Source organism: Streptomyces sp. NPDC059443 (genome assembly GCF_042750105.1).
Taxonomy (GTDB): Bacteria; Actinomycetota; Actinomycetes; order Streptomycetales; family Streptomycetaceae; genus Streptomyces.
In genome coordinates this window covers 57,036-82,567 of the sequence record NZ_JBHYVM010000004.1, presented here as the reverse complement: position 1 = coordinate 82,567, position 25,532 = coordinate 57,036, and the positions used below count along the sequence as shown (strand labels likewise).

Here is a 25,532-nt window from a genome sequence, read left to right as displayed (position 1 = left end):
GACCCCCACGCCCCCCGGGGCCGCGGGCACCTCCGAGGTGCGGCGCGACCGGCTCGCCGCCCCGGGGGGCGCGCTGGCGCGGCGCGCCGAGGCGCTCAACGCCCGCCGGGTCGCGGAGTTCGGATCCTCCGGCCTCGCGCTCGAAAGCACCGGTCGCCTGCGCACCGAACTCCCCTGTGCGCCCCGCGACATCGTGGCCGTCGGCGACACCCTCCTCTTCGGTTACCACGCCTCCTCCGCCCTGAAGGGGGAGGCCGCGGTGTCCGCGGTGTCCGCAGTCTCGGAGGTCTTCGCCCTCCACGACCGGGAACTGAACAGGCTCCCCGAGGACGCCGTCCCCGGCCTCCTCGACGACCCGGACTTCCTGCGGGAGTTCGCCGCCCTCCACCGCTACTACCACCAGGCCCGCCTCCTGCGGCTCCGCTGCCTGGACGGCAGGCTCCTCGCCGTCTTCCGCACCGGCGACACCGCCGAGGACATCCGCGTCCTGCGCTGGGCCCTGGACCCCGACGGCGGCGCCACCTTCCTCGACGCCCGCGGCGAGCGCGACCACGCCTATCCGCCCTCCCACGACCACGACTTCGAGTGGACCGCCACCACCCGCGCCGACCACGTCCTGGGCCGCCACCCGCACGTCTCCATCGGCGCGGAGGTCTACGTCTCCACCGTCGGCGGCGCTCTGACCCTCAAGACCGAGGACGACACCGAGACCGCGGCGGGGATCCACACCGAACCGGTCGACGAACCGCTCCAGTCGCTCGCCGACGCGGACATCGCGTACGCCCGGGTCGGGCCGCTGATCCTGCTGCGGGTGCGCCCGTACAAGGAGGAGACGGACCGTCACCTCGTCTTCGACACCCTCACCCGCGAGGTCGTCCGTCTCGACGCCATCGGGCAGGCCGCGCGCCGGCTCCCCGAGGACCAGGGGATCGTCTTCCCCGGCGGATACCACCTCGCCACCGGAGCCAGCGGCGCCGCCAAGACCTTCGACATCGACACCGCCCTCCTCGCCCCCCTCCGGTTCGAGCGGACCGTACGCTCGCCCAACGGCGAGGACCTGCTGTACGTGTTCCAGCCCCGGGGCGGCGGCCGCGGCCTGCTCCTCCCGTACAACGTGATCCGCAAGGAGGTCGCCACCCCGCTCACCTGCCACGGCCACGCCCTCTTCGAGGACGGCACCCTGCTCGTCCTGCGCGCCGACGGGGAGGAGCCCGCCCGCGTCCACCCGGTGCAGCGCTGGAGCTCCCCGTTCGTCTCCGACACGTACGCGGCCTCGCGCCCCGCCGGCTCCGGAGCCGCGGCCCGCGTCGGCAACGCCGACCTCGTACGCGGCATCTCCGACTGCCTCTCCATCGCGGGCGCCGCCGCCGGGACCACGCCGACCACCGGCGTGTACGAGAGCCTCGTCGCCGCCTGCGTCCGGGCCGGCGACCAGCACCACTGGCTGGACGACCCCGAACTCGGCGATCTGCGCTCCCCGCTCGACGAGGTCCGGGCCACCGCCGAGCAGGTCCTCGCCGAGTTCGAGACGGTGCTGACCCTGACCCGCCAGGCCGCCGACGCACTCGGCGAAGCGGCGGCGCGGATCGCCTCGCTGGTCCGCAGGGCCCGCGGCGAGGCCCCCCGCACCACCGGCGACTGGGTGGAGCGGCTCACCGAACTGCGCCGCGCGCACGGGCACTTGCTCACCCTGAAGGAACGGCGGTACGCCGACACGGAAGCCGTGGACGCGTTGGCCGCCGACATCGAAGGCGATGTCGACGCCTTCGCCCGGCGCGCCGTGGCCTTCCTCGCGCGCGAGGACGCCTTCGCCGCGCACCACACGGACATCGGTCAACTCACCGCGGATGCGGGGGAGATCACCACCAGCGCCGAGGCGGTCCGGCTCACCGGCCGGCTCGACGCGCAGAGCGAGAGCCTGGGCACCGTCACGGAGGTCATCGCCGGTCTGGACATCGGCGACACCACCGTCCGCACGTCCATCCTGGAGCGCATCGCCGAGGTGCTCGGCGAGGTCAACCGGGCGCGGGCCGTCCTCGACGCCCGCCGCCGCGAACTGGCGGGCAAGGAGGGGCGGGCCGAGTTCGCCGCGGAGTTCGCCCTCCTGGGGCAGGCCGTCACGGGCGCGCTCGCCGCCGCCCAGAGCCCCGAGGCCTGCGACGAGCAGCTGTCCCGGCTGCTGCTGAGCCTGGAGAACCTCGAATCGCGGTTCGCGGAGACCGACGAGTTCCTCGCCAGGCTGGCCGACCGGCGCTCCGAGGTGTACGAAGCCTTCTCTGCCCGCAAACAGACCCTCCAGGACGCCCGCGCCCGCCGCGCCGAACGGCTCGCCGACTCGGCCGCACGGGTGCTGGAAACCGTCACCCGGCGGGTCGCCGGCCTCTCGGACGCCGACGCCGTCAGCACGTTCTTCGCCTCCGACCCGATGGTCGCCAAGATCCGGCGCACCGCCGCCGAACTGCGTGAACTCGGCGAGCAGACCCGGGCCGAGGAGCTCGACGGCCGCATCGCGGCGGCCCGTCAGGAGGCCGCGCGGTCCCTGCGCGACCGCATCGAGCTCTATATTGACGGCGGCCGGACCCTGCGCCTCGGTCGCCACCGCTTCGCCGTCAACACCCAGCCCTTCGACCTGACCCTGGTCCCGCAGGGCGAGGGCCTGGCCTTCGCGCTCACCGGGACCGACTACCGGTCACCGGTCACCGACCCGGAGTTCGTCGCCACCCGCGCCTACTGGGAGCGGTCGCTGCCCTCGGAGAGCGCCGAGGTCTACCGGTCCGAGTACCTGGCGGTGCGCCTGCTGACCGAGCGGGGAGCGGACGCGCTGGCCGGGGCGGACCTGCCCGCGCTGGTGCGGGGGGCCGCCGAAGCCGCGTACGACGAGGGGTACGAGCGCGGGGTCCACGACCACGACGCCGTGCTGATCCTGAACGCGGTGCTCGGCCTGCACGCGAGCGCCGGGCTGCTGCGCCACCCGTCCGGGGTCCGGGCGCGAGCACAGCTGTTCTGGGCGCACCGGGCGAGCGAGCGGGACCGTATCCGGTGGACGAGCCGGGCGGTCCTGCTCGCGCGGGCCCGGGACACCTTCGCGGGGCCGGTTCCGGCGATCGCCGAGCTGCGCGGCGAACTCGCGGCGGCCATCGGCGGGTTGGAGGCAGCCGGGGTGGCGGCCTACCTCTTCGACGAGCTGTCCCGCGACCCGGCCGCCGGGAGCGAGGGCTTCGTCACGAGCGCGGGAGTCCGTACCCTGCTGGACAAGTTCCGCCGCTCGGTGGGCACTTCGGTGTACGACGAGGGCGTCGCGGCGCTCGGTGAACTCGCCGACCGCCGCCAGGCGGTGGAGGCCTGGCTCGGCGCGTACACGGAAGCAGCCGGGGAGCGGGTCACCCCGGGGGACCTCGCGGAGGCGGTGGCCGTCGAACTCTGCCCCGGGTTGCCCCGCTACGACGTGGACGCGCCGCTGACCGCGACGGTCGACGGCCTCCTCGGGCGGCACCCCCGGATCGGCGGTCGCACGCTCACCGTGCGCATCGACGACCTGCTGGCCAAGGCGGGGGAACTGGCCGCAGAGGCAACGGAGTTCCGCGACTACCAGCGCCGTCGCGCGGCCCTGGTCGCCGGGGAGCGGGGCCGGCTGCGGCTGGAGGACCACCGGTCGAAGGTGCTCTCCTCCTTCGTCCGTGGCCGCCTCGTCGACGAGGTGTACCTCCCGCTGATCGGCGACAACCTGGCCAAGCAGCTGGGCACCACGGGGGAGGGTCGACGGACCGACAGCAACGGCCTGTTGCTGCTGGTTTCCCCGCCGGGGTACGGCAAGACCACGCTGATGGAGTACGTGGCCGACCGGCTCGGGCTGGTCCTGGTGAAGGTGAGCGGTCCGGCCCTCGGGTACGGGGTGACCTCGCTCGATCCGGCGCGGGCGCCGGACGCGACCGCCCGGCAGGAGGTCGAGAAGATCAACTTCGCGCTGGAGGCCGGCAGCAACACCCTCCTCTACCTGGACGACATCCAGCACGTTTCGGCGGAGCTCTTGCAGAAGTTCATTCCGCTCTGTGACGCCACCCGGCGGATGGAGGGGGTCTGGGAGGGGCAGCCGCGCACCTATGACCTGCGGGGCAAGCGGTTCGCGGTGTGCATGGCGGGCAATCCGTACACCGAGTCGGGGGAGCGGTTCCGGATCCCGGAGATGCTGGCCAACCGGGCCGACGTGTGGAACCTCGGCGATGTCCTGACCGGCAAGGAGGCCGCCTTCGCGGTCAGCTTCGTGGAGAACGCCCTCACCTCCCACCCGGTGCTCGCCCCGCTCGCCGGACGCGACCGCGCCGACCTCGAACTGCTGATCCGGCTGGCGACCGGGGACCCGGCGGCCACCGCGGACCGCCTGACACACGGGTACGCTCCGGCGGAACTGGACCGGATCCTGGCCGTGTTGCGGCACCTGTTGGCCGCCCGGGACGTGGTCGTCGCGGTCAATGCCGCGTACATCGCCTCGGCGGCGCAGGCGGACGCGACCCGTACGGAACCGCCGTTCCGGCTCCAGGGCTCGTACCGGAACATGAACAAGATCGCTGCCCGGATCGACTCCGTGATGAACTCCGCCGAGCTGGCCGCGCTGATCGACGACCACTACCGGGCGGAGGCCCAGACCCTGATGGCGGGCGCCGAGGCGAACCTTCTCAAACTCGCAGAACTGCGCGGCACGTTGACGCCCGGGCAGTCGGCGCGCTGGAGCGCGCTCAAGGCCTCGTACGCATCGCGTCCGCAGGGGCCGGGCGGGTCCTGACGGGCTACGCCGAGGGGCAACGTGTCCCGGTCCCCGCTCCGTCGCCGCCGTCGGCGCTCGCGCCCGAGCCGTCGGGAGCGGCCGCGGTCCGGGCGACGGTGACGTCCAGGCCGAGGCCCGCGCTCGTCGTCCGGGCGCCGGTGAGGCGGACCCCTTCGGGCAGGTCTTCGATGTTCACGGTCCGGGGAGCGAGCTGTTCGGTCAGGCCTCCGGTGCCCGGCAGGCCCTTCAGGCTGCTGATCGGCATGTCCCGGCCGAAGACGGAGACGGTGGTCGGTGTGATCGTGACGCTGTTCTCCGTGGTGCTGGTGTCCGCGTGGACGGTCACGGGCAGGCCCAGGCCGCCCACCGTCCCGGTGAAGGTCAGCCCCTTCGTGTCCCCGCCCACCTTCAGGCCGGAGGCTCCCCCGGGGGCCTGCCCGGACGCGGCGAGACGCTTCTGAAGCTCGCCGTAGGGGATGGTGGCGGTGGCCCGGCCGCCCCCGACGCCACCGTCGCGCGTGACCTCGCGCAGATCCGCCTCGACTCTCATCTCGGTGCCGGAGCGGTGCACCCCCTGAGCCTCCAGGTGGAGGGAGTCCACCTCGCCCGTCAGGGCGCGGAGTCCGGCGAAGGTGCCGCCCAGGTCGGCGGTGACGGGACCGCCCGCCCGCAGGCGGCAGCCCGCGGCCCGCGCTATCCGGTCCTGCGCGCTGTGCGCGGCCACGGCGTCGGTGACGAAGACCGCGCAGGCGAGGGCGGTGACGATCCCCGCCGTGACGAGTGCGCGGGTGCGCCGGGACTTCGCGGTGGACTTCACCGGAGAGCCGTTCGACGAGTTGACCGGCGGGTTCGCCGGGCCCTTGGCGGGGTTCTTGGCCCGGGGCTTGATCGCGAGCTTCATTGCGGGGCGGATCCGATCTGCTTCAGCATCCCGAAGGCCTCCAGCAGGAGGTGGGACGGCGGGGAATCGGTGACGGTGCCGTTCGCGCGGCGCCGGCGCTGGGTGCGCAGGACGGCGCGTACGGCGGACAGTGCGGCGCCGGCGATCACCGCGGCGCGGAGGTCGGCGTCGGGCGTCCCGGCGGGGAGCCGGTCCTGGACGATGAGGGAGAGCCGGTCGTCGAACTCCGTGAAGATGTGCACGAGCTGGGCGGCCACGGCTCGCTCGGCACCCTCGATGGAGTGGGTCAGCGCGGTGAGGCTGGAGGCCGCGAACGGCGCGACCGCGCAGAGCACGGCGTTGCAGACCGCGTCGAACGGAGCCTCCTCCAGGGGGCGCCGGGCCAGCTCGGCCTCGATGTACGCGAAGAGGTCGAGGCTGTCGGGCAGGAGCAGGGCCTCTTTGCTCTCGAAGTAGCGGAAGAAGGTCCGCTCCGAGACGTTCGCGCAGGCGGCGATGTCCGCGACCGTGGTGCCCGCGAAGCCGTGCTCGGCGAAGAGCGCGGCGGCCCCCTCGCGCAGCAGCTTGCGGGTCCGCTCCTTCTTGCGCTCGCGCAGTCCGGATTCGACTTCCCCGGCTGTTCCGGATTCGGCTTCCGATGCGGCGTCCGGCGGATCTTGGGTCATGGCCGCAGCCTAGCAATGACGTCACTCCTGTCAATTGTCACCCACGCCAATTGTCAGTCCTGACATTTTCTGCCAAGGTGCCTCGTGTCAGTCCTGACACTTTCTTGGAGGCGTCGTGTACTCCCCCCAGCCGTCCGCACCGAAGGCCCTGGCCGAGGCCGAGGCCGAGGCCCATGCCCATGCCCAGACCTCCCGCCTGAGCCGCCTCGGAGCCTTCTGTGCCCGCCATCCCGTGTGGGTGATCGCGGTGTGGCTCCTGCTGCTGGCCGGCGCGGGATTCGGCCGCCACCTGGCCGCCCCCACCTACAGCGACCAGATCACCCTCCCGAGCACGCAGTCCCGTACCGGCGCCGACCTGCTGGCCGGTTCCGCACCCGGGGTCGGCGACCCCAGCGGGCGCGTCGTCTTCCACGTCGGCTCCGGCTCCCTTGCCGGACACCGCCAGGCCGTCGACGAGAGCCGGGCCGATCTGGCGAAGATGCCCCACGTCACCGCCGCGTCCCCGGTCGTGACCAGCACGGACGGCCGTACCGCCTACACCACCGTGTCCTTCGACCGGCAGGTCAAGACGCTCGGACACGACTACCGGGACACGCTCGACACGGCCACCGCCCCGGCCCGCGCCTCGGGGGTCGAGGTCGCGTACGGCGGGGACCTGAACCAGGTCGTGCGGCCGCCGGCCAACGACAAGGCCAGCGAAGCGGTGGGCGTGGTCGTGGCCCTGCTGATCCTCGTCCTCGCGTTCGGCAGCATCGCCGCCGCGCTGCTGCCCCTGGCCACGGCCCTGATCAGCGTCGGCGTGGGCATCGGGGTCGTGGGCATCGTCGCGGGCACCGTCACCTTCGCCACCGCCGCACCCACCCTCGCCACCATGATCGGCCTCGGCGTCGGCATCGACTACGCCCTCTTCCTCACCACCCGCTTCCGCCAGGACCTCATCGACGGGCACGATCCGGTCGACGCGGCCGGCCGCACCGCCGCCTCCAGCGGCCGCGCCGTCGTGGTGGCGGCCGTCACCGTCGCCGTGGCCATGCTGAGCCTCTACGCCTGCGGACTGAGCTTCATCGGCCGCATGGGGCTGGCCGCCACCCTCGTCGTCGCCATCACGGGCGCGGCCGCGCTCACCCTGGTACCGGCCGCCCTGGGCCTGGTCGGGCGCCGCATCGACCGCTTCACCGTGCGCCGCCCGGTCGCCGAGACCTCCGGCAGCCAGGACCGCTGGCACCGCTACGCGGCCCTGGTGGCCCGGCATCCGTGGAAGTTCCTGACCGCGGGCACGCTACTGCTCGCCCTGTGCGCCGTACCGCTGCTCTCCATGCGCCTGGGCCACGTGGACGACGGCGCCGACCGGGCGGGCAGCAGCACCCGGCAGGCGTACGACTGGATAGCCGAGGGCCGGGGACCCGGCTTCGGTCCCGGGGCCAACGGTCCCTTCGTCCTGGTCACCGACCTCCACCACGCCACCGTTCCGGCGGACAGGATCAGCGGCGAGGTCACCGCCGCCCTGCGGGACACGGCGGGGGTGGCCAGGTTCACCCCCCTCGCCCCGAGCCCCGACGGCAAGCTGCTCATCTCCACGATCACCCCGGCCGCCGGGCCGCAGACCGCCGACGCGGGAAGCCTGTTCACCCGGCTCACCGGCACCACCCTGCCCACGGCACTGAGCGGCACCGGAGCCGAGGGCTACCTCACCGGATCCACCGCCGGGCAGCTCGACTTCCGCGACACCGTCAAGGACCGGCTGCCGCTCATCATCGGCATCGTCCTGGCAGCCGCGCTCCTGCTGCTGACCGTCGTGTTCCGCAGCGTGGTGATCCCGCTCAAGGCCGTCGCCCTCAACCTCTTCACCACCGCCGCGTCCTACGGGATCCTCGTCGCGGTGTTCCAGTGGGGCTGGGGGAGCAGCCTGATCGGGCTGTCGGAGCCGGTGCCCATCGAGTCCTTCGTACCGATGATGATGTTCGCGATCGTCTTCGGCCTCTCGATGGACTACGAGATCTTCCTGCTCTCCGCCATCGCCGGGACCTGGCACCGCACCCGGGACAACACCCTCGCCGTCGGCACCGGCCTGGCCGCCACCGGGCGGGTCATCTCCAGCGCGGCGCTGATCATGACGGCGGTCTTCCTGTCCTTCGCGGCCTCGCCCACCGTGGTCGTCAAGATGCTCGCGCTGGGACTCGCAGTCAGTGTGATCCTGGACGCCACGGTGGTGCGGCTGGTGCTCGTCCCGGCGGCGATGTTCCTGATGGGGCGCGCCAACTGGTGGCTGCCGCCCTTCCTCGACCGTCTCCTGCCGCACCCGCGGGAGGCGGCCGGGCACGGGCAGGGTCCGGGGTGAGGCATGATCGGGGGATGTCTGATCGCATCATCGCCGCCTGTGACGGGGCGGCCAAGGGAAATCCCGGGCCGGCCGCGTGGGCCTGGGTCATCGCCGACACGCACGGCCACCCCGAACGCTGGGAGGCCGGGCCGCTCGGCCGGGCCACCAACAACGTGGGGGAACTCACCGCCCTGCAGCGGCTGCTGGAGGCGGTGGCGCCGGGGACGGCCGTCCAGGTGCGGATGGACTCGCAGTACGCGATGAAGGCCGTGACCCAGTGGCTTCCGGCCTGGAAGCGCAACGGCTGGAAGACCGCGGCGGGCAAGCCGGTGGCCAACCGGGAGCTCGTCGAGAGCATCGACGCGCTGCTGACCGACCGGGACGTGGAGTTCCGCTACGTTCCCGCGCACCGCGAGGACGGCGACCACCTCAACGCGATCGCCGACCAGGCGGCCAGCGACGCGGCGGTGAGTCAGGAGCCGGCCGGCACCGCTCTGGGCCATGAGGCGATGCCGATCCCGGCGCCCGCCCGCAGCACACCGGCGCGCAGCGCTCCGGCCCGCAGTGCACCGGCCCGCGCCACGAAGGCCCGGGGCGCCGGTACCGGCACCGCGACGCGGGGGAGCGTCACCATCAAGGCGAAGTTCCCGGGCACCTGCCCGTGCGGCAAGCAGTACGCCGCCGGCGAGAAGATCTCCAAGCTCGGATCCCGCTGGGGCCACCCGGACTGCGGCGGCGCGGCCGCCGAGTAGGAGCGGCGGACGTGACTTCCGGCCGTGACTTCCGGCGGTGACCTTCTGCCCTGCGCGCCACCCGAAGGCCTCTGTCGGCGGGCGCCCGGTGTCGGCAGGCTTGAAGGAGCGAATGACCTGTGGGCCGGGCCCCGGGCGCGATGAGGCGTCCCGGGCGCGGCCCCACGCCGATCGGCGCGACGCAGCCCGAGTGAGCAAGGACCAGCCACATGGCCTCCAGCCTGACGAAGGACGAGCACAGAAGCACGGACACCCGCACCGGCCCCCGCGCCGAGAAGACCTTCATGGGTCACCCGCGCGGGCTGGTCAACCTCTTCATGACCGAGATGTGGGAGCGCTACAGCTTCTACGGCATGCGCGCGCTGCTCGTGCTCTACCTCGTCGCCCCGGCCTCCCACGGCGGGCTGGCCATGAACGCGGCCATGGCCACCGCGGTCTACTCCCTCTACAACGCCATGGTGTACCTGCTCGCCCTGCCGGGTGGCTGGTTCGCCGACCGCGCCTGGGGTGCCCGCAAGACCGTCGCCATCGGCGGCACCGTCATCATGATCGGGCACTTCCTGCTGGCCGTGCCCGCCAAGGTCTCCTTCTTCGTCGGCCTGGTGTGCATCGCCGTGGGCTCCGGCCTGCTGAAGGCCAATATCTCCACCATGGTCGGTCACCTCTACCGGGACAAGAACGACCCGCGCCGCGACGGCGGATTCACGATCTTCTACATGGGGATCAACCTGGGCGCCTTCATCGCGCCGCTGACGATCGGCACCGTGGGCCAGAGCGTCAGCTGGCACCTCGGATTCGCCATGGCCGGTGTCGGCATGGCCTTCGGGCTCGCGTTCTTCGCCCTGGGCGGCCGCCACATGTCGGAGCTGAGCGACGTGGTCCCGACCCCGCTCTCGCGGGCGGAACGCAACGCGGTCATCCGCAAGTCGCTTCTCTGGCTGGGCGTTGCCGTCGTCGCCTACGGATCGATCGGCCTGTCCGGGCACTTCACCCTGAGCTGGGCCATGCTGCCCCTGACCGTCCTCTGCATCGTCCTGCCGTCCTGGTACCTGCTCCGCATGAAGCGGGACAAGGAGCTCGACAAGGTCTCGCGGGCCCGGATGTCGGCGTACGTCTGGTTCTTCGTCGCAGCCGCCCTCTTCTGGGGGATCTACGACCAGACCGGCTCCACGCTCAACCTGTTCGCGCAGAACAGCACTTCGCGCACCCTCTTCGGGTTCGGGTTCCCCGCCAGCTGGTTCCAGGCGTTCAACCCGCTCTACATCATGGCCCTCGCCCCCGTCTTCGCATGGGCCTGGGTGGCGCTGAGCCGGCGGGCCAAGGAGCCGGGCACCCCGGCCAAGTTCGCCATCGGGCTGATCCTGATCGGCGTCTCGTTCGCCGTGATGATGGTCGCCCAGGGGATCGCCGTCGACGGGGTGAAGGTCTCCCCGATGTGGCTGGCGGTCGTGTACCTGATCCAGACGGTCGGCGAGCTGACCCTCTCGCCGGTCGGGCTCTCGCTCACCACCAAGCTCGCCCCGCCGAAGTACTCCTCCCAGATGATGGGCGTCTGGTTCCTCGCCGTCACCGTCGGGGACTCGGTCGTCGCCCTGCTCCAGCAGCTCGGCGTCTCCACCGACGACCAGTCCTGGTTCGCGAGTCAGGGCGCTCTCGCCCTCCTCGGCGGCATCGCGATCTTCGTGTACCGCAGCAAGGTCAAGACGCTGATGAGCGGCGTGCGTTGAGCGGGAACGGGCGACGGCCCGCAGTCCGGTGTCCGGACCGCGGGCCGCCGCCGGCCGTGCCCGCCGTCAGCTGATCTGCCAACGCTGGTAGGCAGAACCGCTGTTCGGCTGCTGGGTGGCCAGGGCTCCGTCCGAGCCGGAGGCCGTGGTCAGCAGCAGAGCACTCTTCTTGTTGGTCACCGAGTACTCGCCCGCGCCGAGGGGCGCCAGCAGCCAGCGCTGGCTGTCGCTCGTGCCGCAGGTGGCCTGGACCACGGCCGCGCCGGAGGCGGTCGAGCCGCCCGCCGTGTCCGCGCAGAGGCCGGAGGAGCCGTTGGTCATGGTGTAACTGCCGTCGGCGTTGAGGGCCAGGCGCCACTGCTGGTTGGGGCCGCCGTGCGGGGTCCAGGTGATCAGCTGGGTTCCGGAGGTGCTGGAACTCGCCGGGTCGTCGAGCGCCTTCCCGGCGGCCGAGAGGGTCCGGGTCCCGCTCAACTGGCCCCCGTACGCCTCGAACTCGTACAGGGAGTAGCCGTACGTGGTGCCGCGCTGGGTGGCGTACAGGCGGAGGTAGCGGCCGGAGCCGGACAGGCCGGTCAGGTCCTGGACCCCGCCCGTGCCGGTCGTGGTGGAGTACAGGGTGCGCCAGGTGGTCTGGTCGTCGGAGAGCTGGATCTGGAAGGCCTTGCCGTAGGCGGCCTCCCAGCGCAGCACCACCCGGTTGACGGCCTGCGTGGAGCCGAGGTCGACCTGGAGCCACTGCGGGTCGCTGTACGCGCTGGACCACCGGGTGCCCGGATCGCCGTCCGTCGCCAGCGGGGCGGGGAAGTTGGCGGTCTCGGTGCTGGAGGCGGTGGTCGGGCGGCCCAGGGCGAGATTGCCCGGCTGTGAGGTGCCCGGCCAAGCGGGGTTGTGGCCGATCGCGGCCACGATCGGGGTGAAGGCGGCGTAGGTGCTCACCGGCTTCGGGGAACCCCAGGTCTGCTGGGCGAGCCCGCGCAGCGGGTACATGATGCCGGAGGCGATCTGGGTCTCCGTCTCGGCGTTCGGGTTGTCGCACCACACGTGGATCAGCGAGCCGGGGTTCTTCGCTCCGTCCGCGAGGACGTTGCCCCCTTCGAACGTGTCCGGGGTCCAGGTCTCGTACATCCACTTGGTGTCGGGCTTCGCGCCGCCGAGCACGTAATAGGTGGGCGTCCAGGACTCGTTGGCGACCGTGTGCCCGGCCGCCGCCAGTTGCTGCGGGGTGAGCCCGTAGCTGTACCAGTACTCGACGAGGATGTCCGCGTGGGGGGTGACGGTGCCGTCCCCGGCCTTGATCCCGTCGTTCCACATCCGGGTGGTCTTGCCGCCGGCCCGGACCAGGTCGTCGGCCCAGTTCACGAACCCGTAGTAGGTGTCCTTGGCGGTGGCGTTCGCGCCGTAGTGGGCGCGGGCGTAACTGAGCAGCTGCGGGTACTTGCTGTAGTCGGTGACGTACTCGTCCGCGCCGATGTGCCAGTACGCGGCCGGGAACAGCGGCAGGTACTCGTTGATCAGGTCCTTGATCAGCGTGTACGAGGCGGGCAGCGACAGGTCGATGAAGTCCGGGCTGACGGCTCCGGTGCTGCTCTTGAGCTTGAGCTCGGGGTGGGCCGCCAGGATCTGGTTCATGTGCCCGGGGGTGTCGATCTCGGGGACGATCGTGACGTGGTACTTCTGCCCGAGCGCGACCAGGTCGGCGATGTCCTGCTTGGAGTAGTGGTCGGTGGAGACGATCTCGGGGTGGGTCGCGCTCTCCAGCCGGAAGCCGAAGGTGTCCGACACGTGGAAGTGGAAGTAGTTGAGCTTGAGGTAGGCCAGTTCCTTGATGTGCTGCTTGACCCAGTCGACGGTGAAGAACTTCCGGCCCTGGTCGATCATGAGCCCGCGCTCGGCCTTCGTGGGCCAGTCCACGGCCGTCCCGGCCGGCACCGAGGCCGACTGGTGCAGCAGTTGCAGCACGGTACGGGTGCCGTAGAAGGCTCCCGTGTCCGTCCCCGCCTGGATGGCGATGCTCTGCCCGACGGTCATGCGGTACCCCTCGGCGGGCAGCGAACCGTCACCGAGGCTCAGCCCGATGTCGCCGGGGGACGCGCTACCGGTGACCACGGCCACGGAGCGCCCGGTCAGTGCGCCCAGATCGTCCGCCAGGGTGGCCGCTTCGTCCGAGAGCTGGGCGGTGTAGGCCGGATCGACGACGATCCGGCTGGTGCTCGTGAAGCTGAACGTGCCACTGCCGGCCGTCCACTGCCGCAGGGCCGGCACGGTCTGCGGCGCGGTGGCGGCGGCCGCGGAGGCACCGGCGGCCGCGGAGGGGGAAGCGGAGGCGGCGCCGGGCAGTGAGAGTGCGGCCACCGCTAAGGCGGAGGCGGTCAGGAATCTGAGCAGACGCATGGCGAGTCCCCAGGTGTGGTCAGGGTAGGGGGAGTTCATGGCGGTATCTCCCTCCGGCCGTGACTGCCGGAGGGAGTGGCCAAAGTGCAGCGCAGTACCCGACCTATGTCAAGAGATGCTCGAAACCCCACCTGAACGAGCAACATCGAGCAACCGACCCTCGCAGCCCCGGTGCTGTGGGATCAGGTGTGCCGTGGGATCAGGCGCGCCACCACTCGTCGAGGGGGGTGACCGGAACGGTCCGCTTGTGCCGGGTCGCCAGGAAGATGGACTCCAGCCTGGCAGCCACCTCGGCGGTGACCTCGGCGCCTTCCAGGTAGTCGTCGATCTGGGCGTACGTCAGGCCGAGCGCCACCTCGTCGGGCAGCGCGGGCCGGTCGTCCTCCAGGTCGGCGGTCGGCACCTTCTCCCAGGTGCTCGGCGGTGCGCCCAGCTCCTGGAGCAGCGCCGCGCCCTGCCGCTTGCTCAGTCCGGTCAGCGGGGTGATGTCGACACCGCCGTCGCCGAACTTGGTGAAGAAGCCGGTCACCGCCTCGGCCGCGTGGTCGGTGCCCACCACGAGCATCCCCAGCTGCCCCGCGATCGAGTACTGGATCACCATGCGCTCGCGGGCCTTGATGTTGCCGCGCACGAAGTCCCGGAGCTTCGGCTCGCCGCCCAGCAGCTCCTGAAGGCCGAGCGCCGCCTCGGCGCCGACGGCGTCCGCGCTCGGCTTGACGTTCACCGCGATCGACCGGTCCGGCCGGATGAACTCCAGCGCGATCTGCGCGTCGTGCTCGTCGGCCTGGACCCCGTAGGGCAGCCGTACCGCGACGAAAGTGGCCTCGTGGCCCTCGGCGCGCAGCTCCTCGGCGGCGAGCTGGCACAGCCGGCCGGCCAGCGTGCTGTCCTGGCCGCCACTGATCCCGAGTACGAAACCCGTGGCCGGCGTCGACCGCAGGTAGTCCTTCAGGAAGTCGACCCGTTGCCGGATTTCGACCTTGGGGACGATGTCCGCCTTGACACCAAGTTCAGCGAGAATCTGCTCGCGGAGGTTCACCATCCACGTACTGTACTGGCCGAAATCGCACCGGGGGCACGGGGGCGGGCCCGGCGGCAGGCCACCGCCTAGACCGCCAGGGCGGTGGTGATCACCAGGGGCGGCCTGGCCCGCTCCGCCGCCCACGTGCGGCCCGCGGCGAGGTCCGGGTCGGCGAGGTCCGGGTCGGCGAGGGCGAGTGCCTCGTCCACGGTGGGGCGGTGCTGGACGACGTCCCGGAATCCGGCGCGCTCCAGCAGGGCGGGGAGCAGGTCCACGGGCCAGGCGTGGTTGGGCATGGCCTGCCAGGTTCCGTCCGTGCGCCGGAGCCGTACGTACAGCTCGTCGCCCGGACCGTACTCCTCGCCCGGATCCCCGATGCGCAGGGACGCGTACTCCGTGCCGTTGCACGCGGGATCGGTGGCCAGCAGCACGAACGGGGCGCCGGGGCGCAGGAGCCGGCGGATCTCGCCGAACACCGCGAGCACCGCCTCCTGCGTCGGCAGCGATGCCAGGACGTGGTTGCACATCACCGCGTCGGCGCCGCCGTCGGCGAGGCAGACGGCGCGGCCGCCCTCGACCAGGTGGTACTCGGCCACCGCCGTCCCGGAGCGGCGGGCCAGTGCCAGCATCTCGGGGGAGGTGTCCACGCCCAGCACCCGCGCTCCGAGCAGCCGGGCCGCGTGGTCGGCCACCTTGCCCGGCCCGCATCCGTAGTCCACCAGGACGTGGTGGCTGTCGATCCACCGTGCCAGGGCCCGGAAGACGAAGGGGTAGCCGAGCAGCCAGTCGGTGGCCGCGTCCACGGCCGCGAAGGCCTGCGCGCCCTCCGGCCCGGACCACGCGACGCCCTCTTCCCCGGCACTCGCTCCGGGAATCCCGGTTCCCTCTGGCCTGTCGCTCACGCTCACCACTATCGGGCCACGACGGGCCGGGCCGGGCGGTACGACACGGTGGCATCGTGCGGCGGCCGAGGTAGCCGGGGCGGCCGCACGATGCCACCGGTCTTACGGGGACCGCCGCGCGTCCCGCTCCGCGGCCTCCGCTGCCTCGGCGGCTTCCGCGATGCGCTTGATGCCCGCCAGCCGCCGGTCCCAGTCGGCGGCGAGGGAGGCCATCCACCGCGCCGTCGCGTCCAGGGCCGCGGGCCGCACCGTGTACCGGACCTCGCGTCCGACCCGGCTGCCGGAGACCAGCCCGGCGGCGTCCAGGACGGCGAGGTGTTTGACCACCGCCTGCCGGGAGACGGGGAGGCCTTCCGCGAGCGTGGTCGCGGTGACCTCGCCCTGTGCGGCGAGCAGGTCGAGCAGCTTGCGCCGGGTCGGGTCGGCGAGCGCGGTGAGGACGTCGTCGACCGCCGCGCCGGCGCCGGGCCGTCCGCCGTCCGTCACGCCGCCGACTGTTCGACGCGCTTCCTGAAGGCGTCGAGCACCTGCGGCCAGCCGCCGGTGTTGTCCTTCAGGGCCCGGTCGCGCAGCTCCTCGGACCCGGCCAGCGCCGCGAACCCGCTCTCCACGACGCGCAGCCGGGTCTTGTCGCCCTCCCGGGTCAAGGTGAACTCCACCAGGGTGCTGTTGTCCTCGCGCAGCTCCTGGCCGGGGAACGCGCTCGCCCAGCGGTACGCCAGGTACGTCGGCGGTTCCACCTTCTCCACGCGCACCGGGAAGTCGCCGTACTGGGCGTTGCTCGCCACGACCGACTCCCCTTCCTTGGCCACGGTGCCGGCCAGCACCGTCAGGCCCGCGTCGTCGGCCACCCAGAAACCGGGCTCGGCGACGAGCGACCAGACCCGCTCCAGGGATGCCTCGATCAGGGTGTCGCGTTCGATCCGATCCGTACTCATGGCGTACTCCTCCGGCTCAGTCCTCATCGCGACGATGAGATGCAACTTCAGGGTTGCACATCGAGTGGGGTCGCGCAACCGTACGGTTGCGCGAGTTGGATCACCGAAATATCTGTGTTCGCCAGGACAGAAATGAATGCGGGGTGCGGTAAGAATTTCTGATCCGGCCGCCGGCGTGGAATTATTGTTCTCGACCGGCCGGGTCCGGCGTGCTACTGTGGTTTCAGTTGCAGTTGTGGTTCCCAAGATTTGATTCCGGCATTTTCCGGGCTGGGCAATCATCGGCGACTTGAGGTTCGCACAGTGCGAACCTCTGGGCTGTGCCCCGAAGGAGATTCAACATGGCTAATGGCACCGTGAAGTGGTTCAACGCGGAAAAGGGCTTCGGTTTCATCGAGCAGGAGGGTGGCGGTCCTGACGTGTTCGCCCACTACTCGAACATCGCTTCCCAGGGCTTCCGCGAGCTTCAGGAAGGTCAGAAGGTCAGCTTCGACATCGCGCAGGGCCAGAAGGGCCCGACCGCTGAGAACATCGTCACCGCCTGACGCTGAAGCGTAACCACGCAGCTGGGGCCCGCACCTTGGGGTGCGGGCCCCGGCTCGTTGTAATTTTCAGGCTCCGCCGGCCGTTGCGGCCCGTGTGAGCGGCGCGACAGCGTTCGCTGTCGAAGCGCCCAGCTGTTCTGCCGATGGATTTTTCCTCGGCTCCCTGCCCGCGTGTGACAGCCGTTTCCATCGGCACGCCGCGCGGCGCCCCCTTCGTGACAACCCGGAAGTACTTCAATCCGGCTTCGTCATATCTGATTTTGTTTCGGCTCATTCTTGTGAATCGTCGCGCGGCTCGATTTCTGCTGCCGGGAATTCCTCGATGTGTGCCGTATCGAGGAAGGTTCCGCATGAACCGCACGACACGTACGAACAACCGCTCTTCCGGCAGCCGTAAGAGCGGCGGCTCCTACGGGGGCTCCTCCAGCTCCACCGGCTCCTACGGCGACTCCGCGGGCTCCTACGGGAGCTCCTACGGCAGCTCCTCGGGCTCCTACGGCGGCTCCACCAGCTCCTACGGCGGCAGCTCCGCGGGCCGAGGCAGCCGCTTCGGCTCGTCGGCCCCCAGCCGTTCCGGCGGCCCCTCCCGTTCCGGCGGCTCGTCCCGCTCCGGTGGTGGCGGCTACGGCCGCCGTCCCGCCGCACAGCAGGGCGAGTTCGCCCTCCCGGTCACCGTGGTCCCCGGGCTGCCCGCCGTCGAGGCGTTCGCCGACCTCGACATGCCGGCCCCGCTGCTGACCACGCTGAAGGCCGAGGGCATGGTCACGCCGTTCCCGATCCAGGCCGCGACCCTGCCCAACACCCTCGTGGGCCGCGACGTCCTGGGCCGCGGCCGCACCGGATCCGGCAAGACCCTCGCCTTCGGCCTGGCCCTGCTGGCCCGTACGGCCGGGCAGCGTGCCGAGCCCGGTCAGCCGCTCGCGCTGATCCTCGTACCCACGCGTGAGCTCGCCCAGCAGGTCACGGCCGCGCTCACCCCCTACGCCCGTGCGGTCAAGCTGCGCATGGCCACCGTCGTCGGCGGCATGCCCATCTACCGGCAGGCCACCGCGCTGCGCGGCGGGGCGGAAGTGGTCGTCGCCACCCCCGGACGCCTGAAGGACCTCATCCAGCGGGGCGACTGCCGGCTCAACCAGGTCGGCATCACCGTCCTGGACGAGGCCGACCAGATGGCCGACATGGGGTTCATGCCCCAGGTGACCGCGCTGCTCGACCAGGTGCGCCCCGAGGGCCAGCGGATGCTGTTCTCCGCCACCCTCGACCGCAACGTGGACCTGCTGGTCCGCCGCTACCTGACCGACCCCGTCGTGCACTCCGTCGACCCCTCGGCCGGCGCCGTCACGACGATGGAGCACCACGTCCTGCACGTCCAGAACTTCGACAAGCAGGCCGCCACGACCGAGATCGCCGCCCGCGAAGGCCGCGTGATCATGTTCCTGGACACCAAGCACGGCGTGGACCGGCTGACCGAGCACCTGCTGAACAGCGGGGTGCGCGCCGCGGCGCTGCACGGCGGCAAGTCGCAGCCCCAGCGCACCCGCACGCTCGCGCAGTTCAAGACCGGGCACGTGACGGTGCTGGTGGCCACCAACGTCGCGGCCCGCGGCATCCACGTGGACAACCTCGACCTCGTCGTCAACGTGGACCCGCCGACCGACCACAAGGACTACCTGCACCGTGGCGGCCGTACCGCCCGCGCCGGCGAGTCCGGCAGCGTCGTCACGCTGGTGCTGCCCAACCAGCGCCGCGAGATGACCCGTCTGATGGCCGCCGCCGGGATCACCCCGCAGACCACCCAGGTCCGCTCCGGTGAGGCCGAGCTGAACCGGATCACCGGCGCTCAGGCTCCGTCCGGTGTCCCCGTCACCATCACCGCGCCCGTCCCGGAGCGCTCCAAGAGCGGTCCGGGGTCCTCCCGGGGCCGCCGGAGCCGTCCGGCGCAGGAGCGGCGCAGCCGGTCGACGTCGTCGCCCGCGCGGTCCGAGCGCGGGAGCGCCTTCACCACGGCCGCGTAATCCGGCTCCGGCAGCTCCACGGCTGCGTACCTCCACGCCGCCCGCGCGCTCCGCGCACCGGCGACCCCGTGCCCTCGCGGCCGGGACGGTTCTCTTCCCCTTGTGAGGAATCATGCGCTTCGTCATCGCACGCTTTCCGTTCGACCTCGACAAGACCGGGGTGCTGGCCTCGATGAAGGGCGTCAAGCCCGAACCGATCACGGGCGAGTCCGTGATCATCGGCCGCCGCGCCTACCCCGTCAAGCAGGTGGGCGCCGTGATCACCCGCCAAGACCGCCGGGACTTCACGGCCGCCGAGGTGACCAGGGCGCTGACCGCGCTGGGCTTCACCTGCCGTGCGCTCGCCCCGGTCACGCCGCCCGACGCCGGGCTGACCCCGGTCCAGAAGGCGTCGGCGCTGCTCGGCGCCCCGGCCGGCGTCTGACCGTAGGCAAAGCACGCACAGCACTGAGGGCCCCGGACGGCACGAGCCGCCGGGGCCCTCAGTGCTGTGTCACGCCCGGGTCCAGCGCGGCGGGGCCGGCGCCGGGGCGGGAGCGGGGGCCGGGGCCGGTGGTGGCGGGTCGGCGCGGTCCAGGCGCAGACTGCGCAGGGTGGCGTCCGTCTCGCGCTGGAAATGCTCGTAGGTGATCAGCCGGTCCCACAGCGGGTCGGGCAGACCGGGAACGGTGGCCCCCCGCGCTTCCCATTCGCGTGCGAGCTGATCGAATACGGCGGACCCCCCGGCGGCCCGGCCGCCCGGAGGAGAACCGCCCGGCGGCTGCTGCCGGGGGATGCCCCGTACCGTCCCGGCGGGACCTCGGTCGGGTGCCCGGTGCCGTGCCAGGGACGGGGAAGCGGCGTGTGTGGTGCCCATGCCTGCCCCAACGATTCTCCGGGTCCACGGGTACGCCCTGAGCCCGACGGCGGAAGCCCGGACGGGGCCGGGGGCGGCGCGCACCACCCCGTGGACGGTGTGCGGGGGGAGTGGGGCGTGGCAAATGGTGTTGAATGCGGCTCGGGGCCCCGGTGCCGTACAGCGCCAGGGCCCCTCGACGCGTCCCACAATGAGGTGAAAGTGACAGCAGAGAACTCTCTGGGTCGTCTTGACGACGATGACTACCCGGCGTACACCATGGGCCGGGCCGCCGAGATGCTCGGCACCACGCCCGGCTTCCTCCGCGCGATCGGCGAAGCCCGCCTGATCACCCCGCTGCGCTCCGAGGGCGGCCACCGCCGGTACTCCCGCTACCAGCTGCGCATCGCCGCCCGAGCCCGGGAGCTCGTCGACCAGGGGACCCCGATCGAGTCCGCCTGCCGCATCGTCATCCTTGAGGACCAGCTGGAGGAAGCCCAGCGCATCAACGCCGAGTACCGGCGGGCGGCGGGCACCGAGTCGGGAACCGACTCGGGTACGGAAGCGGGCGCCGACTCGGGTACGGACGACGGTACGGACGCGGATACCGGCTCCGAGGCCTGATCCGGAGCGGTGTACCGGGCCCCGGTCGCGGGACCGGGCCGCAGGGGCTCAGCCCAGGCGGGTCGGCGAGGAGGCCGCCGGGGCCAGGACGCGGGGGGCACCGGTGCCGTCCGCCGGAACCGTCCAGAGGTCCGTGGTGTCCGTCGAGCCCTCGGCGGGCAGGGCGTAGGCCAGGGTGCGGTCGTCGAGCCAGAGGGCCTGGTCGTCCACGCTGCGCTTCTCGGCGAGGGGCGTCTCCTTCAATGTCCGCAGATCCAGGACGTGTTCGCGCCACAGGGAGGCACCGCGCATCACGCGCTTCTTGTACGCGACCCTGGTCTCGTCGGGGGAGAGGGAGGGGCACTCGACGTTCTGGGCCAGGGTGGTGACCTCGTGCCGGGAGAGCGATCCCTTGATCAGGTAGGTCTGTCCGGCGGTGGCGAGGGTCGCGTAGAAGGTGTCGTCGTCCTTGGAGAAGGTGACGCCCCAGAAGTTCACGTCCCCCGAGGTGTAGGGCCGGCCGTCCTTCACGATGGAGAACTTCTCCAGGTCCGGTTCGAGCGTCCAGGTCCGGGTGTCCACGATCGAGGTCCGGGTGGAGAAGAACGCGGCGCCGTAGGACTCCCCCGAGACGAAGACGGTCCATGCGGCGAAGTGGCCGCTGGGGGAGACCCGGGCCCGGGACGGGGTGCCCGCGAGCGGGAAGCTGTGCAGCGTGCGCAGGTCGGAGTCGACGATCAGGGCCCGGTTGTCCTGGGCGAGGGCGCCCGGCTTGGAGTTGAGGCACACTCCGGTCCCGGCGGCCGCGTAGAAGCGCTGGCAGGTGAGGTCGGAGGCCGTGCGTCCGGACTGGGGCGCCGAGGCCGCCACCGAGGCGACGGCTCCGCGGTGCGGGCCCTGGGCGCCGTTGAGGAAGGCCAGCGCGTCCGTCCGGCCGAGCGTGACCTTGCCCTGGGCGACCGTGGGATCGCCCTCCCGGGTCTGCTCGGAGCGGGCGGCGGCGCGCAGCACCGCGACGGCCGCGAGGCCCCCGAGGAGCAGCACGGCCAGCGCGAGTACGAGCAGCCGGCGCGAGCGGGTCATCGGGTTCCTCGGGAGCGTCGGGGGTGCGGGGGTGTGGGGGACGGACCGGGGGCGTCCCCGTCCGGAGCCGGAGCCGGAGCCGGAGCAAGATCCGGAGCCGGAGCCGTCGGCCGCAGCACGAAGCCGGCGACGGCCGCGCAGCAGCACAAGGCGGCCGCGGCGGCGGCCAGCGCGGGACCGGAGCCCCAGAGCGTCCAGGCCGCGCCGAAGGCGAGCGAGCAGCCGAACCGGGCCAGCGCCTGGCTGGTGCCGACGACCGCGATGCCGGTGGCCCGCAGCCGTACGGGGACGGTCGCGGCCACGGCGGCGGGCAGGACCCCGTCGGTGGCGGCGTAGAACAGGCCGTGCAGGGCGAGGACCAGATAGGGCAGCGCGGACCGGTCGGGGGCCCACAGCAGCAGCCCGTAGCCGGCCAGCAGAAGGGCGTGCCCGGCGAGGAACACGGTGCGGCGCCCGATCCGGTCGGCGAGGGCGCCGGCCGGGACGGCCAGCAGCAGGAACACGGCGGCGGTACCCAGCGGCAGCAGCGGGAACCACTGTTCGCCGATGCCGGCGCGGTCCTGGAGCAGCAGGTAGAGGAAGGCGTCGCTGACGGTGGTGAGGCCCAGCAGGGCGGCGCAGCCGGCCAGGGCGCGCAGCCGGGGCAGCCGCAGCAGGGCCAGCGCCTCGCGCACGTTCACCGCGACCGGCTCCGGGAGCGCGCCGGGCTCCGGGCCGGCGGCCGGGCCGAGGTCCGCACCGGGGCCCGCACGGAGGCCCGCGCCCGACGGGACGAACAGCACGAGCACCACGACGCCCAGAGCGGCGACGCAGGCGCTGACCCCGAAGACGGCGTCGTACCCGTCGACCGTCACGCTCAGGATGAAGAAGGCGGCGAGCGGGCCGAGCAGCGCCCCGGTGGTGTCCATCGCGCGGTGCACGCCGAAGGCGCGCCCCTGTAACTCGGCAGGTGTGGAGAGGGAGATGAGCGCGTCGCGCGGGGCGGTACGCAGCCCCTTGCCGGTGCGTTCCAGGGCCAGGACCACGCCCACCGGGCCGAGGCTGTGGGCGAGCATCAGCAGTGGTTTGCACAGGGCGGAGAGGCCGTAGCCGATGCCGGCGATCAGCTTGTGGTTGCGCATCCGGTCGGCGAGGTGGCCGCCGGTGAGCTGCACCAGGGCGCTGACCCCGTTGTAGACCCCGTCGAGCGCGCCGAATCCGAGCGGGCTCAGGCCCAGTCCGGCCACCAGGTACAAGGGCAGGACTGCGGTGACCATCTCGGAGGAGACGTCGGTGATCAGGCTGACCGCGCCCAGCGCGAGGACGGCCGAGGCGACCGCGGGGGCCCGGCGGGGTCTCCCGTCCGGTGCGGTCTTCGCGCCGGAGGGCGCGGAGCGGTCCGCGAGGTACATGCTGTGGAGCTCCCGGTGGCGACGGTCTGGGTCACTCGTACATGCGAGTGACCCTAGTGCTTGTACGGGCCAACTGTGCTGCGTACGGCCTGATTCGGAAGGTCGGCAGGTCAAAAGGTTGGTCGGGGCCGGTCAGCCCTGCCGGCTGCTCTCGTCGCGCAGCCAGGTGGAGAAGTCCCCGGTGCGGATGGCCTTGCGGGCCCCCCGGCGGGCGGCGACGGCCGCCACGACGAACACCACGACCCCGGGCAGCAGTTGCGGACGGCTCCGCAGCAGGGCGCGCAGGTCGCTGGTGCTGGTGCGCGCGGAGGGTGCGGGCGGCGCGGTCTCCGAGGGTGCGTCCGGGGGCGCGGCGGCCCGCGAGGCCTGGAAGTGCTCCAGCTCGGCGGAGGAGGTCGCCGCCCGCACGCGGCGGCGGATCAAGTCACCCCAGGTGCGGGGCGGATGGACGGCGACCCGGGCCGACTCGACCACGCGCCGCTCTTCCGGAGCGAAGGCCAGGGACGCCGCCAGGTCGTCGGCCATCAGCGGGGGCAGGGCGGCGATCCGCGCGTGGCCCGCTTCGGAGACGGCGATGACCCCGCGTCCGAACAGCCCTTCGCGGACGGCCGGGAGCAGCTGCCAGACCCGGTAGTACGCCCGGACCGGCCAGGCGCACCCGGCCAGCGGGATATCGCGGCCGGGGGCCGCGGCGAGGAGGTCCGGACCGGCGGCGAGGGCGCCGGCCAGGGCCCGTACGTCGGCGGCTCCGACCACGACGTCGGCGTCCACGTACAGCCGGGGAAAGCCCCGCGCGTGTTCGTCGCCGACCCGAAGTGCCGTGTGCTTGGAAGGAGTCGGGATCTCCACCACCCGTACGAGGGGGCCGCGGGCGCCCGCCACGGCGGCGGTGTCGTCCGTACAGCCGTTGCACACCACGACGATGTCGAGTCCGGCGGTGGCGGCGGAGGAGGCGGACGTGGAGGCCGGGTCCTCGGTCAGGAGCGCGTCGAGGAGCCGGCCGATGACCCGGCCCTCGTTGTGGGCCGGGATCACGATGCTGGTCACCCCGGAAGTATGCACGGTCGAACGCCCGTACCGGCCGTTTCCTCCAACTCTCCCCGGGGGTACGCCCGGTGGTCTAGATTGAACGCAGCCGACCGGATTCGGCGTGCTTCGGCGCCGCCGTAATCCAATCGGAGCAGGGAAGTTGTGGCAGGTACGGGTTCGGCGGCTTGGGGGAACGAGCCGCCTGTCCGGGGCCGGACCGGCGCGTGGGGTGCCGGACGGCCGGGGGGCGGAAGTACGTGGAACACGTACGGCATCGGTCGTGGGGGGCCATCACCGTTGGGCGGGTCACGCACGGGTCGCGCAGGCGCCCGGCCTGCCGTCGACGGCACCTCCTTCCTCCGCACGCGCCCCGGCCATGGGTCGTCGACACGCCCGCGGGCGTGCGCGGAAGGAAAGGGAACGCTGTGAAGGACACCGCGAAGGACACCCGGCGGGAAGTCGGGGCCGCACACGCGGGGCCGGTGGAGCCGTTAGGCGTCGCCGTAGTCGGCGCGGGCTACTGGGGCCCCAATCTCGTCCGCAATTTCCAGTCGAGTCCGGAGTACCGGCTCCGCTGGCTCTGCGATCTGAACGTGGACCGGGCCCGCCAGGTGCTCGGCGGGTATTCCACGGTCCAGGCGACCTCCGACTACGCGGCGGTCCTGGCCGACCCGGCCGTGGACGCGGTCGCCGTGGCCACCCCGGCCGGCACCCACCTCGACGTGGCCCTGGCCGCCCTGCGCGCCGGCAAGCACGTCCTCGTGGAGAAGCCCCTCGCGGCCACGTACGAGGACGGTCTGCGGCTGGTGAAGGAGGCCGAGGAACGCGGCCTCACCCTCATGTGCGACCACACCTACTGCTACACCCCGGCGGTGGCCCGCATCCGCGACATGGTCCGCTCCGGGGAACTCGGCGACATCCAGTTCGTCGACTCGGTCCGGATCAACCTGGGGCTGGTGCAGAAGGACATCGACGTCCTGTGGGACCTGGCCCCCCATGACCTCTCGGTCCTCGACTTCATCCTCCCGGACAACGTCCACCCGGTGGCCGTGGCCGCCCACGGGGCCGACCCGATCGGCGCCGGACAGTCCTGCGTGGCCTATCTGACGCTCCAGCTCAACACCGGCGCCATCGCCCACGTGCACGTCAACTGGCTCTCCCCGGTGAAGGTCCGCACCACCATGGTCGGCGGCTCCAAGCGCACCCTCGTGTGGGACGACCTCAACCCCAGCCAGCGGGTGGCCGTGTTCGACCGCGGCGTGGACCTCACGGCCCCGCAGGAGATCGGCGCGGACGAGCGCCGCGACATGCTCGTCTCCTACCGGAGCGGCGACATGGTGGCGCCCGCGCTCGGCGAGAAGGAGGCCCTGCGCAGCATGGTCGAGGAGTTCGCCTCCGCGATCAGGACACGGCGGCCGGCGCTCACCGACGGGCGGGCGGGACTACAGGTACTCGACATCCTCGAAGCGGCCTCCCGGAGCCTGGAGTTCCGCGGCGCGGTCGTCGGACTGCGCACCGGGCGTTGACGGTTCACGAGGCCGGGGGGGGCGCGGGGGGGGCGCCCCCCGCCCCCCCGCCCCCCCCCCCCCCCGCCCCGCGCGGGGCGCGGGGCCGCGCCTCGCGCCCCCCCGGCGCGGCGCGCGGGGTGG

Annotated in this window: 20 protein-coding genes; 9 read left to right on the top strand and 11 right to left on the bottom strand. The window is 72.3% G+C overall.

Going from position 1 to position 25,532, the window contains the following annotated elements:
• Positions 1-4,780, top strand: a 4,780-nt coding sequence (locus tag ACFXDJ_RS04940; RefSeq protein WP_384847806.1) for a DNA repair ATPase, incomplete at its 5' end; no start/stop codon positions are given.
• A 4-nt stretch (positions 4,781-4,784) separates the two neighbouring features.
• Here ACFXDJ_RS04940 and ACFXDJ_RS04935 read toward each other — a convergent pair.
• Together ACFXDJ_RS04935 and ACFXDJ_RS04930 are read right to left on the bottom strand one after the other, a co-directional pair.
• Positions 4,785-5,663 (bottom strand): DUF2993 domain-containing protein, encoded by an 879-nt coding sequence (locus tag ACFXDJ_RS04935; protein ID WP_384657350.1) that lies wholly within the window; start codon positions 5,661-5,663, stop codon positions 4,785-4,787.
• A complete protein-coding gene (locus ACFXDJ_RS04930; protein ID WP_384657348.1) occupies positions 5,660-6,328 on the bottom strand; it encodes a TetR/AcrR family transcriptional regulator in 669 nt (222 codons plus the stop codon). Before ACFXDJ_RS04930 ends, ACFXDJ_RS04935 begins: the two co-directional genes overlap by 4 nt.
• Before the next feature lie 115 nt (positions 6,329-6,443).
• Between ACFXDJ_RS04930 and ACFXDJ_RS04925 the strand changes: the two genes are divergently transcribed.
• The 3 genes from ACFXDJ_RS04925 to ACFXDJ_RS04915 all read left to right on the top strand — a co-directional run bounded on the left by ACFXDJ_RS04925 (position 6,444) and on the right by ACFXDJ_RS04915 (position 11,127).
• Positions 6,444-8,666, top strand: a complete 2,223-nt coding sequence (locus ACFXDJ_RS04925; RefSeq protein ID WP_384657345.1) for an MMPL family transporter — start codon at positions 6,444-6,446, stop codon at positions 8,664-8,666.
• A 14-nt stretch (positions 8,667-8,680) separates the two neighbouring features.
• Complete coding sequence (locus ACFXDJ_RS04920; protein WP_384657343.1) at positions 8,681-9,400, top strand: ribonuclease H; 720 nt, start codon at positions 8,681-8,683, stop codon at positions 9,398-9,400.
• A 209-nt stretch (positions 9,401-9,609) separates the two neighbouring features.
• The gene (locus tag ACFXDJ_RS04915) at positions 9,610-11,127 is read left to right on the top strand and encodes a peptide MFS transporter (protein WP_384657341.1); all 1,518 of its coding nucleotides are present in this window, start codon (positions 9,610-9,612) and stop codon (positions 11,125-11,127) included.
• A gap of 66 nt (positions 11,128-11,193) precedes the next feature.
• Here the strand turns inward: ACFXDJ_RS04915 and ACFXDJ_RS04910 are convergent, their stop codons facing one another.
• From ACFXDJ_RS04910 to ACFXDJ_RS04890, 5 genes are all read right to left on the bottom strand, one after another.
• On the bottom strand, positions 11,194-13,560 hold the full coding sequence (locus ACFXDJ_RS04910; RefSeq protein WP_384657338.1) for a family 20 glycosylhydrolase: 2,367 nt from the start codon (positions 13,558-13,560) through the stop codon (positions 11,194-11,196).
• A gap of 160 nt (positions 13,561-13,720) precedes the next feature.
• Complete coding sequence (nadE, locus tag ACFXDJ_RS04905; RefSeq protein WP_384657335.1) at positions 13,721-14,563, bottom strand: ammonia-dependent NAD(+) synthetase; 843 nt, start codon at positions 14,561-14,563, stop codon at positions 13,721-13,723.
• 65 nt (positions 14,564-14,628) lie between these two features.
• Complete coding sequence (locus ACFXDJ_RS04900; RefSeq protein WP_384657332.1) at positions 14,629-15,444, bottom strand: class I SAM-dependent methyltransferase; 816 nt, start codon at positions 15,442-15,444, stop codon at positions 14,629-14,631.
• 102 nt (positions 15,445-15,546) lie between these two features.
• A complete protein-coding gene (locus ACFXDJ_RS04895; RefSeq protein ID WP_384657330.1) occupies positions 15,547-15,930 on the bottom strand; it encodes an ArsR/SmtB family transcription factor in 384 nt (127 codons plus the stop codon).
• On the bottom strand, positions 15,927-16,382 hold the full coding sequence (locus ACFXDJ_RS04890) for an SRPBCC domain-containing protein (protein ID WP_384657327.1): 456 nt from the start codon (positions 16,380-16,382) through the stop codon (positions 15,927-15,929). Before ACFXDJ_RS04890 ends, ACFXDJ_RS04895 begins: the two co-directional genes overlap by 4 nt.
• Positions 16,383-16,723: 341 nt before the next feature.
• On the opposite strand from ACFXDJ_RS04890, the gene ACFXDJ_RS04885 reads away from it, so the two are divergent.
• The 3 genes from ACFXDJ_RS04885 to ACFXDJ_RS04875 all read left to right on the top strand — a co-directional run bounded on the left by ACFXDJ_RS04885 (position 16,724) and on the right by ACFXDJ_RS04875 (position 19,366).
• A complete protein-coding gene (locus tag ACFXDJ_RS04885; RefSeq protein WP_053678014.1) occupies positions 16,724-16,927 on the top strand; it encodes a cold-shock protein in 204 nt (67 codons plus the stop codon).
• Positions 16,928-17,277: 350 nt separating this feature from the next.
• The gene (locus ACFXDJ_RS04880; RefSeq protein ID WP_384652721.1) at positions 17,278-18,942 is read left to right on the top strand and encodes a DEAD/DEAH box helicase; all 1,665 of its coding nucleotides are present in this window, start codon (positions 17,278-17,280) and stop codon (positions 18,940-18,942) included.
• Between the two features lie 112 nt (positions 18,943-19,054).
• The gene (locus ACFXDJ_RS04875; protein WP_384652720.1) at positions 19,055-19,366 is read left to right on the top strand and encodes an SCO5918 family protein; all 312 of its coding nucleotides are present in this window, start codon (positions 19,055-19,057) and stop codon (positions 19,364-19,366) included.
• 69 nt (positions 19,367-19,435) lie between these two features.
• On the opposite strand, the gene ACFXDJ_RS04870 is transcribed toward ACFXDJ_RS04875, so the two are convergent.
• Complete coding sequence (locus tag ACFXDJ_RS04870) at positions 19,436-19,798, bottom strand: hypothetical protein (RefSeq protein ID WP_384651850.1); 363 nt, start codon at positions 19,796-19,798, stop codon at positions 19,436-19,438.
• A 201-nt stretch (positions 19,799-19,999) separates the two neighbouring features.
• On the opposite strand from ACFXDJ_RS04870, the gene ACFXDJ_RS04865 reads away from it, so the two are divergent.
• The gene (locus tag ACFXDJ_RS04865; protein ID WP_384651848.1) at positions 20,000-20,401 is read left to right on the top strand and encodes a MerR family transcriptional regulator; all 402 of its coding nucleotides are present in this window, start codon (positions 20,000-20,002) and stop codon (positions 20,399-20,401) included.
• A gap of 48 nt (positions 20,402-20,449) precedes the next feature.
• Here ACFXDJ_RS04865 and ACFXDJ_RS04860 read toward each other — a convergent pair whose 3' ends face one another.
• The 3 genes from ACFXDJ_RS04860 to ACFXDJ_RS04850 form a co-directional block, all read right to left on the bottom strand.
• Positions 20,450-21,463, bottom strand: a complete 1,014-nt coding sequence (locus tag ACFXDJ_RS04860; protein WP_384651846.1) for a TolB-like translocation protein — start codon at positions 21,461-21,463, stop codon at positions 20,450-20,452.
• On the bottom strand, positions 21,460-22,854 hold the full coding sequence (locus tag ACFXDJ_RS04855; RefSeq protein ID WP_384651844.1) for an MFS transporter: 1,395 nt from the start codon (positions 22,852-22,854) through the stop codon (positions 21,460-21,462). The genes ACFXDJ_RS04860 and ACFXDJ_RS04855 overlap by 4 nt, the downstream gene beginning before the upstream one ends.
• 132 nt (positions 22,855-22,986) lie before the next feature.
• A complete protein-coding gene (locus ACFXDJ_RS04850) occupies positions 22,987-23,901 on the bottom strand; it encodes a glycosyltransferase (RefSeq protein ID WP_384651842.1) in 915 nt (304 codons plus the stop codon).
• Positions 23,902-24,308: 407 nt separating this feature from the next.
• On the opposite strand from ACFXDJ_RS04850, the gene ACFXDJ_RS04845 reads away from it, so the two are divergent.
• On the top strand, positions 24,309-25,409 hold the full coding sequence (locus ACFXDJ_RS04845; RefSeq protein ID WP_384651840.1) for a Gfo/Idh/MocA family protein: 1,101 nt from the start codon (positions 24,309-24,311) through the stop codon (positions 25,407-25,409).
• Positions 25,410-25,532: the final 123 nt, after the last annotated feature.